This window comes from Kitasatospora albolonga (genome assembly GCA_002082585.1).
In the GTDB taxonomy this organism is placed as follows: domain Bacteria; phylum Actinomycetota; class Actinomycetes; order Streptomycetales; family Streptomycetaceae; genus Streptomyces; species Streptomyces stephensoniae.
Genome location: CP020563.1, coordinates 1,935,707 through 1,947,628 on the forward strand (window position 1 = coordinate 1,935,707; position 11,922 = coordinate 1,947,628).

The window sequence follows — 11,922 nt, forward strand, 5'->3', positions numbered from 1 at the left end:
GCGCGGGAGCAACTCCATGGTCGCGGATCGCGGATCATGGATCGTGAACGGGGACAGCATGACCACGCACGGATCGCGGATGGGGACAGCATGACCGCGGACGCCAGACCGGCAGTGCCCGCGCCGACGGAACGTACGGCGCCTCCGCTGACCGAGCGGCAGGAGGCCCGCCGCCGCCGCATCCTGCACGCCAGCGCCCAGCTCGCCAGCCGGGGCGGTTTCGAGGCGGTGCAGATGCGCGAGGTGGCCGAGGCGGCCGGGGTCGCGCTGGGCACGCTCTACCGCTACTTCCCCTCCAAGATCCATCTGCTGGTCGCCACCATGCAGGACCAGCTCCAGCATCTGCACACCACGCTCCGCAAACGCCCCCCGGCCGGTGACGACGCGGCCCAGCGGGTCGCCGAGACCCTGATGCGCGCCTTCCGCGCCCTCCAGCGCGAACCGCACCTCGCCGACGCCATGGTCCGCGCTCTGACCTTCGCGGACCGTAGTGTGAGCCCCGAGGTGGACACGGTCTCCCGGCTGACGACGGCGATCATCCTGGACGCGATGGGGCTGGAGCACCCGACCCCGGAGCAGCTCTCGGCGGTCCGGGTGATCGAGCACACCTGGCACTCGGCGCTGATCACCTGGCTGTCGGGCCGGGCGTCGATCGCCCAGGTCAAGATCGACATCGAGACGGTCTGCCGCCTGATCGGCCTGACGGCGGAGCCGGGGGCGGCACGGGGCTGAGGCCCGGGGCGGCCGGGGCGGGGCTGAGGCCCTGGGCAGGCCGGGACGAGGCTGGGGCCCTGGGCGCCCCGGGATGCTCAGGACCGTCCGGACGCCCCGGCGGCCAGGGCCACCACCGCCCCGCGGCCGTGGTCCGTCCACTCCGTCAGCGCCAGGTCCGCCCCCGGTGCCTCTCCACGGCCCGCCGCCCCGAAGTCCTCCCGGCCCGCTTTGAAGAGGGCCTCCTCGCGCACCCACAGCCGCAGCAGCGCCGGGCCGGGCTCGGGACCGGACCGGGCGGACTCCACCTCGGCCTCGGGCAGCACCCGGCGGAGTACGGAGAGGGGGCCGGGGCGGCGGGTCAGGGGCTCCACGTCGATACCGACCGGGCCGGGCGCGACGGCGGCGGCGGCCAGCCCGTCGGCGTGGCTGTAACTGGCGCCCACGCCCGGATGCCCGGGCAGATACGGGCGCCCGTGGCCCTCGCCCCCGCAGGCGGGGCAGCGCTGCCCCGGCCGGATCTCGCGCGGCGGCCGCCCGGTGAAGCGGGCGGCGCAGAGCCGCAGCAGCAACCGGGCCGCCACCACGTCGTCGCGGCGGCCCGGCACCCTGATCCCCGCCAGCCGCCGCCGCTCCCAGGGGGCGAGCATGGACGGGTGGAGGTCCGGGCGGGCCAGCACCTCGGCGGTGGTGGCCACCAGCACCACGCGCTGCGGCCCGGGCCCCGGGAGGGCACGGGCCGCAGGAGTGATCACCGGCCCCACGCTCACCCGGCCGGAGCCTCCGCCGGGCTGGCGGAGCTCAGGAAGCGCTCCTGGACGCGGGCGAGGGTGCGGAAGTCGTCGATGGTGACCTCCTGGAGATCGATGGTGCTGCCCGAGATCTCCTCCAGCAGGTCGACGAACTCCAGGAAGTCCATCGAGTCGATGAGGCGCGCCTCGATGACGTCCTCGTCGAAGCCGATCGTGCCTTCGAGTCCGGGATTCTTCTCGTGGAGCCACGCTACGACACGTTCCATGAGCGGGATCGTTCCTCTGCTGTTCGTTCGGGCCGGGAAACTGTACGAAGGGTCAGGAGGGGAAACCGTGAAAAAGGGTCAGGAGAAGGAGTCGGCGGCGGAGCGGAGCCGGTCCAGCGCGCTTTCGGCGGTGCCGTGGGCGAGGATCATCGCGTGCACCCAGCGCTCGACGCCGAAGGCGACACAGGAGCTGTAGGCGGGCCCGAGGGAGCCCGCGCGGATGTCGAGCCGCTCCCCGAAGAAGTTGCGGTGCCGGTTGACGGAGGCAATGGCCGTGCCGTCGGGGGCGCTGTACTCGAACTTCACCGGGTCCAGCGCCATCAGGCGGGCCCGCGATCCCCCGTTGTCGTAGAACGGGTCGTCGGCCGCCGCCCGGGTCAGGGTCAGCCCCAGCCGTCCCGCGACCTCCTGGACGAACTCCCCGCCGCGCTCCTGGTGTTCGCTCGCCCCGTCCTTGGTGCCGAGGTAGAGCACCTCGCGCATATGGAAGCCCCACAGGCGGCGCAGGCCGTCGTAGTGCGTCTCATTGCGGAAGCAGCGGCCGACCGACGAGACGCGCAGGCCGTCCTCGCCGACGTCCTGGCCCTCCAACGAGAGCAGCAGCCCGTAGCAGGTGGCGGAGGGCAGCAGATGGCCGGTGGGCGCCAGCGGGAGATCCTGCGGGGCGCCGCCCGTGGCCAGTCCGTCGAGGGCCTCGGGCCCGAACCGTCCGGCCGAGACCCCGAGGTGCGGGAAGTTCCGGAAGAAGTCCAGCCGGGCCAGTCCGTCGACGGAGAGCAGGGGCGGGCCCAGGATCTCGGGGGCGGCCAGCCGTGCGGCCAGGGCGGACAGCAGGCCGTCCAGCCCTCTCAGCAGTGCGGTGTGGACCGGGTCCAGCGTGATCAGCCCGGCACCGGGGCTCTTCAGCTCGACACCCGGGAGGGCCGTAATGCTGGATGTGTTCATCGAACCGTGTCTCTCTCGGGGTGGGCCTGCGCCCGGGTGGTCCGCCGGGCCCCGCGGACAGCGTTGTCCGGCCGACAGCGCCGCCGGGCCCGTCCGTCACCGGCTTGCGGGCAGGCGCGAGACGGTGTGACGACCCGTCACGGAACCGCCCGCTCCCCTTGACACTAGGCCCGCCGACGAGCCGTTGTCTAGACCAAAGCAGGCGAACAACGAGCGTCACCTCCATGACGGTCAGAGGCGGAAAGACACCCCATATCCGCATAGTGGAGCGGCACTTGACAGTGACAGCGGTCTGGACCAATCCTGCTGACTCGACGTGGCCCATCCCCCGTTCCGCCACGCCGCAGCCATCCGTCCGTGCCGTTCGCGACCGCCCGCGCCCGAGCGGGGAACCGCACCGGACGGGCCGAGGAGAAGGACCTGCCATCAACCCCATGACGACCCCGGCCCCCCGGCGGCGGCCCTTCCTGCACCGCGCCGCGTCCGACCTCCCGTACTTCAGCTCGGACGGCGAGTCCTATCTGGCCCAGACCACCCTGCGGGAGCTGAAGAAGTCGCGACCGCTCCGGGTGCTCTCCGAGGAGGACTTCGCCCACTGGCAGACCTACGGCTATGTCATCGTGCGGGAGGCGATTCCCGCCGCCGACGCACGTCGGCTGCTGGACTTCACCTGGGACTTCCAGGGCCTGGACCCCGAGCGGCCGGAGAGCTGGTACGAGGAGCGGCCGCTCCGCTCCGAGCTGGACCAGCAGCTGCTGATCTACGGCTTCGTGGAGGCGTACCACCACCAGCTCCTCTGGGACAACCGGCAGTCGCAGCGGGTGTACGACGCCTTCGTGGACGTCTGGGACTGCGAGGAGCTGTGGGTCACGCTGGACCGGCTCAACCTCAACCCGCCCAACCGGGGCATCCGGGACCGCGCGCTGATCGAACCCACCGACCGGGGCTTCGACATCGAGCTGCACTGGGACATCGACACCACGCTCGGCGTGCCGCCGCAGCGGGTGCAGGGCATCATCGCGCTCAACGACACCAGCCCGGAGACCGGCGGCTTCCAGTGCTGCCCGGAGCTGTTCCGGCAGTTCGAGACGTGGAAGACCGCCCAGCCCGAGGACCGCGATCCGCTGCGCCCGGACATCGACCGGGACGAACTCCCCGTCGTACGGCCGGATCTGCGCCCCGGCGACCTGCTCATCTGGAACGGGCTGCTGGCCCACGGCGTGGCGCGCAACCTCTCGGAGAGCGGGGTGCGGGCCGTGCAGTACCTCTCGATGATGCCCGCCCTGGAGGAGCACGAGCGGCTGCGGAAGTCGCGGGTGGAGTCCTGGCGCCATCTGCGCACCCCGCGCTGGAACCGCACCCTGGTCGGTGACCCGGTCCTGCACGAGTCCAAGCGCTACCCCACGGCCGAGCTGAACCCCCTGGGCCGCAGGCTGCTGGGGCTCGCCTCCTGGCAGGACACGGTCGAGGAGGCCGCGCCCGCCGCGCGGAGCGGGGAGCCCTCGTGCGCCGCGTCTGCCTGACCCTGCCCACCCACCGGGCCTGCCCGGCCACCATCGCGGCGGTGGGCGGTGAAGCGGCTTACGCGGCACGGGAGTTCGGCGTCGAGGTGGCGCTGCTCGTGCTGGACTCCTCCCCCGCCCCGGTGCTCGCCGGGCACCGGGAGGCGCTCGCCGCACTGCCCCCGGCCCCGGGGGTGAGCGTCCACCACTTCGACGAGGACCGGCAACGGGCGTTCCTGCGCGAGGTGACCGGCCGGTCCGGGGCCGCCGAAGCGGACCGGCTGCTGGAGCTCATGCTGCCCTCCCGGGTCTCCTACGGAGCCTGCACCAACCGGGCGTTCCTGGTCGCCGAGGCCCTCGGCTGCACCTCCGTGCACCGCCGGGACTCCGACAGCAGCTTCCAGTCCTTCGGCGGCGAACCCGTCTTCCCCGTCCACCAGGAGCTGGCCTTCCTGGGCCGACGCGCCGAGGACGTACGCGCGTCGGCGACCCGCAGCCGGATCGCGCCGGGGACCGGGGACCGCCCGGTGGCGCTGGCCGGTGGCTCCTTCGTGGGCGAGATGTCGGTGGACATCGCGGAGATCCGCCGCCGCGATGCGGACATCTACCGCGAGCTGGTCGGCCTGTCGATCCCCGACGACTGCCCCGAGATCTGGCGCGGCCATCTGGTCGAGGAGTCGTTCCGGGGGGCGGGGGACGCCGCGTTCGACGGCGACCGCACCACCCTCGCCCCCGTCAGCCCGACGCGCGTGGACATGTGCAACATCGCGCTGGACCACGAGGTCTACCGCCGGGTGCCGCTGCCGCCCGCCACCGACACCATCGGCAGCGACTACTTCCTGCTCCACCTCGTCCACGACGCCCGGCTGCCCGGCCTCCAGCACAACCGGCACATCGTCAACTTCCATACGGAGGAACGGCGTACGGACTCCGGCTTCCTCGCCTACCAGCTGCGCTTCGCCAAGTTCCTGCTGGCGAAGCCGTACCTGAACGCCGTGCACACCCGGACGGCGGCTGCCGGTGACACGCTCCTCGACGACCGGGGCCATCTGCGCGCCCCCGCCGTCGCGGAGTTCGTCCGGGACAGCCTCGCGCGGGCCCCGGAGGAGAACGCCGACCGCTTCGCCACCATCGAACGTGCCTACCGGCGCCTGGGCGACCGTTACACCGAGGTGGCGGACGCCCTCGCCGACCGCCGCGCCTCCCTCCTGGCCGAAGTCCGGGACGACATGGCCGACTTCGCGCTCCTCATGGAGCACTGGGAGGCGCTGACCCGCGCGAGCGCCGAAGCGGGCCTGGCCGTGAGCCGATGACCGTGAACCGATGGCCATGAACCGATGGCCGGCCGTGAACCGATGAACTCCGCGAGATCCGCGAACCCCGCTGCCGACGAGGACGCCGTGCCCCCGAACCCCCCGCGTGACGAGGACACCGTGCCCTCGCCCCTTCCCCGTACCCTCACCGTCTCCTACGCGGGCGGCGAGGCGCGCCGAGGCCCCCTCACCATGGGCCAGGCCAACATGATCCGCTGCATCCTGCGGGACGACCCCACCCACATCAACATCCACGATGTGTGGCCCGTCCCCGAGGGCACCGCCCCGGAGGCCGTGATCGACGCCCTGCGCACGCTGACCCTGCGGTACGAGGGGCTGCGCACCACGTTCCCGCACACCCCGGGGACCGCGCCCGTGGAGCAGGTCGTGGCGGCGGAGGGCACGTTCACGATGACCGTCCTCGACCACGACGAACTCCCCGGCGAACCGGCGCGGTACGCGGAGTCGGTGGCGCGGGCGGCCCGGGCCGGACGCTTCGCCCTGGAGCGGGAGTTCCCGTTGCGGATCTCGCTGCTCACGGTGGGCGGTCTGCCCGCGTACGCGGCCCTGGCGTGCAGCCACGCGGTGGCGGACGGCAGCGCGATGGCCGTCCTGCGGGAGGAGTTCCTCGATCTGCTGGCGGGCAAGGAGCTTCCGGAGCCGGCCGCCTCGTCCCCGATCGACCTGGCCGCCGAGGAGAACTCCCCGGCCGGGCTGCGGAAGTCGGCGGCGTCCCTGCGGTACTGGGAGCGGATCATCGGCTCCGGGCCGCAGGAGATGTTCGCCGAACCGCGCGGCGCGGGCGCGGACGGCCGGGCCCGGCAGCTGACGCTCCGCTCCCGACGGGGGGCGCGGGCGCTCGCCGAGGCGTCCCGGCGCACCGGGAACCCGGAGGCCACCGTGCTGCTGGCGGCCTGGTGCGCGCTGGTGGCCCACCGGACGGGCCAGGACGCGTGCGTCACCGCCGTACCGACGTCCAACCGGTTCCACCCCCGGATCGCCCGCTCGGTGACCACCGCCGCCCAGGACGCGCTGCTCTGCCTGGACGTACGGGTGCCGTCCTTCGACGCCCTGGTGGCCAGGACGTGGGGCGCGGTGCTCAACGCCTACCGGCACAGCCAGTTCGACTCCGTACGCCTGTGGGAGATGATCGGCCGGGTCACCGCCGAGCGCGGCAGCCACTTCGGGCGGGACGTGGTCTTCAACGACGTGAGCGCCCTGCCCGCCGCGCTGCTGGGCACCGCCACGGAGGCCCGCGACGACGCCGAGCTGGAGCTCTCCTGGGGCCCGGCCCAGGCGCTGCCGACCCGGCTGCTCGCCTTCACGTACCAGACCGCGCCCCAGCTCCACATCTCCCTGTGGGCCGACCCCGCGCTCTTCACCCCCGAGGAGGCGGAGGGGTTCCTCTCCGGCCTCGTTCTGCTGCTGGAGGCGGCCGCCGCCGGGGACGTACCGATGGACGCGCTGACCGGGGTGACGGGGGTCCGCACCGCCGAACGCGGCCCCGACTGGCTCCGGCTGGACGGCTGCTGGGTCTCGCCCGCCGCCGTACGGGACGCCCTGGGCCGGGCGGTCGGCGGGCTGCCGGTCCATGTCGAGGTGACCGGGGTGGCCGAGGAGCCGGAACGGGACGGCGCAACAGAGGCCGAGGACACCGCAGACACCCCACCACCGGGCCTCACGGCGTACATCGCCTGCGGTGACACCCCGTTGACGCCCGCCGAGGCCCACCGGGCACTGACGGCCCTGATCCCCACCGCCGGTTCGGGCGTCCTCGCGCCCCGCCGCTATGTGCTCGTCACGGACCCGCCGGCCGACCCGGACCGGAGCGACGCCTGGCGTCGGCTGAAGACCATCGAGGAAGGGACCGGCCGCAGCCGGCAGGTGTGACATGAGCGTTGACGACACGACCCTCCAGCAGAAGCCCGAACCGCTGCCCAGCCCCTGGCGGTCGGGCAGGTTCCAGCTCTTCTTCACGGCCCGCAGCGCGTCGCTGCTGGCCGACGGCATGCTGATGGTCTCCCTCACCACCGCCGTGCTGGGAGCGGGCCACGGGGCGAGCGGCGTCGGGTACGCGCTGGCCGCGTGGATGACCCCGATCGTGCTGCTGGTGCTGTTCGGCGGGGTGCTGGCCGACCGGTTCACCCCGCAGCTGATGATGATCTGCGCCGACGTGGTGCGGATGCTGGCCATGCTCACGCTCGCCGCGCTGCTCTTCTCCTCCGCCCGCGTCCCGCTCTGGCAGATCATGGCGCTGATGGCGCTCAGCGGGGCCGCGACCGCGATGTTCCAGCCGGGGATGGCGAGCATGGTCCCCCGGGTGGCGGAGGACATCCAGAAGGCCAACGCGCTGCTGCGCATATCCGAGGCCCTGAGCACGCTGCTGGGCCCCGGCCTGGCGGGGATTCTCGTCGCGTACTGGCAGGTGTCGGGCTCGTACCTGGTCATCGCGGCGGCCTACGCGCTCAGCGCGGCGGTCCTGCTGCCCCTGCGGAAGCTGCACACCGTCCGCGACGAGGGCGACGCGCCGATGTGGCGCAGGCTCGCGACGGGCTGGCACGAGTTCCGGGCCCGGCAGTGGCTGTGGGGCGTCATCGCGGTCTGGTCCGTCTACGGCCTGTTCGTGTTCGGCCCCGCGCTGCCGCTGGGTGCGGCGCTGATGATCGAGCAGCACGGGGCGAGCGGGTACGGCTGGATCGCCTCCGCCGACGGGGCGGGCACGATCATCGGCGGCCTGATCGGGATGCGGGTACGCCCCCGGCGCCCCCTGGTCGCGGGCGCCCTGGCCATGCTGTGCTTCGCGCTCAACCCGCTGGCCCCGGCGCTGGAATGGTCCTTCGCCGCCACCGCCGTGGCCCATGTGATCGCGGGGTACGGCTTCGCGTTCTGGGGGGTGATGTGGGCGACCAGCGTCCAGTCGCACATCCCGCTCACCGTCCTGAGCCGGGTCTCCGCGTACGACGTCGCCGGCTCCATCATGGTCATCCCGCTCGGCCGCGCGCTGGCGGGCCCGGCCGCCGACGCGTTCGGCGCGAACGAGGTGCTGATCTTCTCCTCGGTCATGTCGTGCGCCCTGCTGGCCGTCATGCTCAGCGTCCCGGCGATCCGCGCGCTGCGGCGGGCCCCGGAGGGCCTGCTCCGGAAGACGGAGGGCGAACCGGCGGTCTGACCCGTACCGTACGGACGGTTCAGGAGGGCCCCGGAGCGGGGGTGTAGCACTCCCGGTGGCCGTCCGGACCGAGCCGGGCGCAGACCCGCAGGGTCTCGGGGCGGTCCGTGGCGACCATGGGCGTGTGGAGGCGCCGCCCGGTCGCGTACGTGTCGGGTACGTCCACGGTCTGCGGCTCGCCACCCGCCACGGAGACGGTGAAGACGTCCCCGACCCGCTGCCCCCAGACCCGCGCCCAGCCCGCGCCGCACCCGGCTTCGTACCGCAGGTCGATACGGATGCCGGGCTCGGGCCGGTGGGTGCTGACCGTTTCGGGGTGCATGCCGCAGCGGGTGGCGATGACGTCCTGCCCGGTGCACCGCTGCCCGTGACAGGCGAACTCGGGCTCGGCGGCCGGAACACCGGAACTCTCCGACCGCCAGGCACCGGCCATGACCAGCCAGACGGCACCGAGGAGGGCGACGGCGAGAACGGCACCGACGCGCACGTGACGGACGGAGGGGCGCCGGTGCCGCCGCTCGGGGGGCGGGGACTGCTCGCGTACGGGTACGGGCGCAGGTACAGGCGCAGGCGCAGGCTCGGGTACGGGCGCAGGCGCGGGTACTTGTGCGGGTACGGGTACTTGTGCAGATGCGGGTCCGGCTTTCCGCTCGCCCCCGCGCGGGGGCCGGTTCCTGGCCGTCTCGGCGCGCTCCCACAGGGCGAGCGGGTGCGCGGGGGGCTGGCGGGCGAGCCGGCACAGGGCGACGACCGCCGCACGCGGCGGATGGGTCTTCCCGTTGAGGTAACGCTCCCAGGACGACTTGCTGTACGGGGTCCGGTCCGCGAGCTCCTTCAGCGACAGCCCGCTGCGCAGCCGGAGGACACGCAGGGCCTCGACGCAGGCGCTCTCCTCGGCGGTCCGCTCCGGGGGCGGCAGGCTCATCCTCGTAACACCTTCCATGTGTCGGGCCCGACCAGCCCGTCGTCCTCGATCCCCGCCCGCGCCTGCAACCGTTTGACGGCCTGCTCGGTGTTGGGCCCGTAGACCCCGTCCACGGCCCCGGGGTCGAGCCCGGCGGCCCGCAGCAGGCACTGGGCCTCGACCACGTCCCAGCTGGTCGTGTTGTGCGCGAGGACGGTCTCGTGCGTACCGCTGTGCCCGGCGTAGGTGCGTCCGCCGTGCTGCTGGATGCGGCAGGGGTAGGAGGTCTCGCGCCCCCAGACGTACGGCCCCTCGTGGGCGCTGGTGAACGGGGACCGCGGGGCGGCGGCCTCGCTCCCGCCCTGCCAGGGCTCGGCGACCAGCACCCCTCCGACGACGGCGGCCCCGGCCCCCAGGACGGCGGCCACGGACCACCTCCGCCGCCACCACGGCCCGGGGGCGGTACGGTGCGCGGGCACGGCATCAGCGGCACCGGACACGGGAACGGGCACGCCGTCGACGGCACCGGACACGGGGACGGCATCAGCGGTACGGGGCACGGCACCGGCGGTACGGGGCACGGCACCGGCGGTACGGGGCGCGGGCACCAGCCCCTGCGCGTCCTCCGCCGCAGGGCTTCCCGAACGCTCGCCCTCCGCACGCTCAACGGCGACCCCGGCACGCTCCCCCCGCTCCCCCCGCTCCTTCCGCGCGGCGGCATCCGCAGCCGCGGCCACGTCCCGCAGGGCGAGCAACGGCACCGGGTCGCACCCGGCCACGGTGCACAGCGCCCGGACCGCGTCCGCCGAGGGAAGGGTGCGGCCGTTCAGATACCGCTCCCAGGAGGACTTGCTGTACGCCGTCTTCCTGGCCAGCGCCACCAGGGTCAGCCCGCTGCGGCTCTTCACCGTCCGCAACTCCCCGACCAGCTCGGCGGCCTGATCGCTCAACGACTCCGGCAGCTCCCGCCCGCGCGGCATAACGCTTCCCCCTCTTCTCACCCTGTGACGTCGGCAGGCCCGGCGACCAGCCCCGCGTCAGCCGCACCTCCGCACCGCCCGCTCCCCCAGGAGAACTGCTCAAAATATTTCACTGCCACACTCAGTCACGCAAAGAAGGCTGATAATTGGGCCTATACGGCGTTATGCATACGAAGACGTTCACAGCCCCGCCCCGCAGCGCTCAGGGACGTCCCGTCCCGCGTCCGGGGCGTCCCTCCAGGGCCCGACGGAAGAACCGTAACAGCAGGTCAGACGGGTCGACGTCCCACGTATTCCCGTCCCGCCGTTCTCTGTGGACGCCGGACCGGCGGGACGGGCAAGGTCGGGCCCAGCGGGTGACGGGACCGAGACTCCGCCGCCCACCGGTCAGAACAGAACGGGGACTTGATCCATGATCAGCCAGACATTCCGCACGCGCTTCGCACCGGCCGCACTGACGGTCGCGCTCCTGAGCACGGGCATGTCGGCGGCGGCCGTCCAGCCCGCCGCCGCCCAGCCGGCCGAAGCGGCGGCGACGTTCGCGGCGGCGGGCAAGAAGCCGGGGAAGCCGCAGCAGTACCTCAAGTTCGTCAAGAACAAGAAGAACCCGAGCAACTCCAGGCTCCACCTGATGATGAAGGGCAAGAAGAAGGCCGTCGCCTCCTGGCGGGCCGGTTCGGGCAACGGCTCGACGAACGCCTGCAAGCCGAACGCCGGGTGGCTCCCCAACGGCTCGTACAAGATCGAGTTCCACCAGAAGGACTTCAACGGGAGCGCCATCAAGGGCTATGTCATCAAGCTGCAGGACAAGAAGTGCAGCAACGGCACCAAGCGCACCGAACTCTTCATCCACAGCGAGATGCAGAAGAACGGCAAGCAGGGCCCCAAGAAGGGCAAGGACTCCCCGTGGCGCTGGGAGGGCGACCACGACTACAAGTCCCTGGCCTGCATCAAGCTGAAGCCCGCCCACATCAAGAGCCTGTTCACCAAGTCGGCCAAGGGCTGGCCCAAGACCCTCAAGGTCGTCTGACACTCCACCACCACTGACCGAACAGCCCCTGCCCCCACCCTGCCCTCCTCCGGCGAACCGCCTCGCCGGAGGAGGGCAGCTCTCGTCCCACCGGACGCCCCCCCACCCGGAGATCAGGAGAAGCAACGGCCGCCGCCCTCCCCGCCCTTACCGGATCAGAACACGCTGGCCGCTTTCGAGATTGCTCACGAAAAGCGCGCCATGACAGCATCCCGTACATGACCGATCACGGGGACGACATACCTGAGCCCGGCCGCAGGTCCAGGCTCGCCGAGCTGGCCGACTGGACGGTGTCCGGGGCTCCGGCGAAGACCACGCCGGACCCCGCACCGATGCCTTCGCAGAAGCCG

11 protein-coding genes are annotated in these 11,922 nt (G+C 72.7%); 6 read left to right on the forward strand and 5 right to left on the reverse strand.

Annotated elements, in window-relative coordinates:
* Nucleotides 1–90 precede the first annotated feature (90 nt).
* Complete coding sequence (locus B7C62_08385; GenBank protein ID ARF72290.1) at nt 91–732, forward strand: TetR family transcriptional regulator; 642 nt, start codon at nt 91–93, stop codon at nt 730–732.
* 77 nt (nt 733–809) lie between these two features.
* Here the strand turns inward: B7C62_08385 and B7C62_08390 are convergent, their stop codons facing one another.
* The 3 genes from B7C62_08390 to B7C62_08400 all read right to left on the reverse strand — a co-directional run bounded on the left by B7C62_08390 (nt 810) and on the right by B7C62_08400 (nt 2,674).
* Nucleotides 810–1,361, reverse strand: a complete 552-nt coding sequence (locus B7C62_08390) for a 4-phosphopantetheinyl transferase (GenBank protein ID ARF77046.1) — start codon at nt 1,359–1,361, stop codon at nt 810–812.
* Between the two features lie 116 nt (nt 1,362–1,477).
* Nucleotides 1,478–1,729 carry an acetyl xylan esterase gene (locus B7C62_08395; GenBank protein ARF72291.1) on the reverse strand — a complete coding sequence of 84 codons (252 nt, stop codon included), beginning with the start codon at nt 1,727–1,729 and terminating at the stop codon, nt 1,478–1,480.
* Nucleotides 1,730–1,807: 78 nt separating this feature from the next.
* A complete protein-coding gene (locus tag B7C62_08400) occupies nt 1,808–2,674 on the reverse strand; it encodes a hypothetical protein (GenBank protein ARF72292.1) in 867 nt (288 codons plus the stop codon).
* A gap of 434 nt (nt 2,675–3,108) precedes the next feature.
* Between B7C62_08400 and B7C62_08405 the strand changes: the two genes are divergently transcribed.
* From B7C62_08405 to B7C62_08420, 4 genes are read left to right on the forward strand one after another with little or no spacing between them, the layout of a single operon-like run.
* Complete coding sequence (locus tag B7C62_08405; GenBank protein ARF72293.1) at nt 3,109–4,197, forward strand: phytanoyl-CoA dioxygenase; 1,089 nt, start codon at nt 3,109–3,111, stop codon at nt 4,195–4,197.
* Complete coding sequence (locus tag B7C62_08410) at nt 4,179–5,489, forward strand: hypothetical protein (GenBank protein ARF72294.1); 1,311 nt, start codon at nt 4,179–4,181, stop codon at nt 5,487–5,489. Before B7C62_08405 ends, B7C62_08410 begins: the two co-directional genes overlap by 19 nt.
* A gap of 42 nt (nt 5,490–5,531) precedes the next feature.
* Nucleotides 5,532–7,379: a condensation protein gene (locus B7C62_08415; GenBank protein ID ARF77047.1), complete on the forward strand. Its 1,848-nt coding sequence runs from the start codon at nt 5,532–5,534 to the stop codon at nt 7,377–7,379.
* A gap of 1 nt (nt 7,380) precedes the next feature.
* Nucleotides 7,381–8,658, forward strand: a complete 1,278-nt coding sequence (locus tag B7C62_08420) for an MFS transporter (protein ID ARF72295.1) — start codon at nt 7,381–7,383, stop codon at nt 8,656–8,658.
* Between the two features lie 19 nt (nt 8,659–8,677).
* On the opposite strand, the gene B7C62_08425 is transcribed toward B7C62_08420, so the two are convergent.
* Both B7C62_08425 and B7C62_08430 read right to left on the reverse strand, forming a co-directional pair.
* On the reverse strand, nt 8,678–9,601 hold the full coding sequence (locus tag B7C62_08425; GenBank protein ID ARF72296.1) for a hypothetical protein: 924 nt from the start codon (nt 9,599–9,601) through the stop codon (nt 8,678–8,680).
* On the reverse strand, nt 9,580–10,542 hold the full coding sequence (locus B7C62_08430; protein ID ARF72297.1) for a hypothetical protein: 963 nt from the start codon (nt 10,540–10,542) through the stop codon (nt 9,580–9,582). The genes B7C62_08425 and B7C62_08430 overlap by 22 nt, the downstream gene beginning before the upstream one ends.
* 412 nt (nt 10,543–10,954) lie before the next feature.
* On the opposite strand from B7C62_08430, the gene B7C62_08435 reads away from it, so the two are divergent.
* Nucleotides 10,955–11,572, forward strand: a complete 618-nt coding sequence (locus tag B7C62_08435; GenBank protein ID ARF72298.1) for a hypothetical protein — start codon at nt 10,955–10,957, stop codon at nt 11,570–11,572.
* The last annotated feature ends 350 nt before the right edge of the window (nt 11,573–11,922 follow it).

Coding starts and splice junctions, on each gene's coding strand:
- B7C62_08405 (ARF72293.1), top strand. CDS start 3,109: ATGACGACCCCGGCCCCCCGGCGGCGGCCCTTCCTGCACCGCGCCGCG.
- B7C62_08425 (ARF72296.1), bottom strand. CDS start 9,601: ATGGAAGGTGTTACGAGGATGAGCCTGCCGCCCCCGGAGCGGACCGCC.
- B7C62_08395 (ARF72291.1), bottom strand. CDS start 1,729: ATGGAACGTGTCGTAGCGTGGCTCCACGAGAAGAATCCCGGACTCGAA.
- B7C62_08385 (ARF72290.1), top strand. CDS start 91: ATGACCGCGGACGCCAGACCGGCAGTGCCCGCGCCGACGGAACGTACG.
- B7C62_08390 (ARF77046.1), bottom strand. CDS start 1,361: ATGCTCGCCCCCTGGGAGCGGCGGCGGCTGGCGGGGATCAGGGTGCCG.
- B7C62_08415 (ARF77047.1), top strand. CDS start 5,532: ATGAACTCCGCGAGATCCGCGAACCCCGCTGCCGACGAGGACGCCGTG.
- B7C62_08430 (ARF72297.1), bottom strand. CDS start 10,542: ATGCCGCGCGGGCGGGAGCTGCCGGAGTCGTTGAGCGATCAGGCCGCC.
- B7C62_08400 (ARF72292.1), bottom strand. CDS start 2,674: ATGAACACATCCAGCATTACGGCCCTCCCGGGTGTCGAGCTGAAGAGC.
- B7C62_08435 (ARF72298.1), top strand. CDS start 10,955: ATGATCAGCCAGACATTCCGCACGCGCTTCGCACCGGCCGCACTGACG.
- B7C62_08420 (ARF72295.1), top strand. CDS start 7,381: ATGAGCGTTGACGACACGACCCTCCAGCAGAAGCCCGAACCGCTGCCC.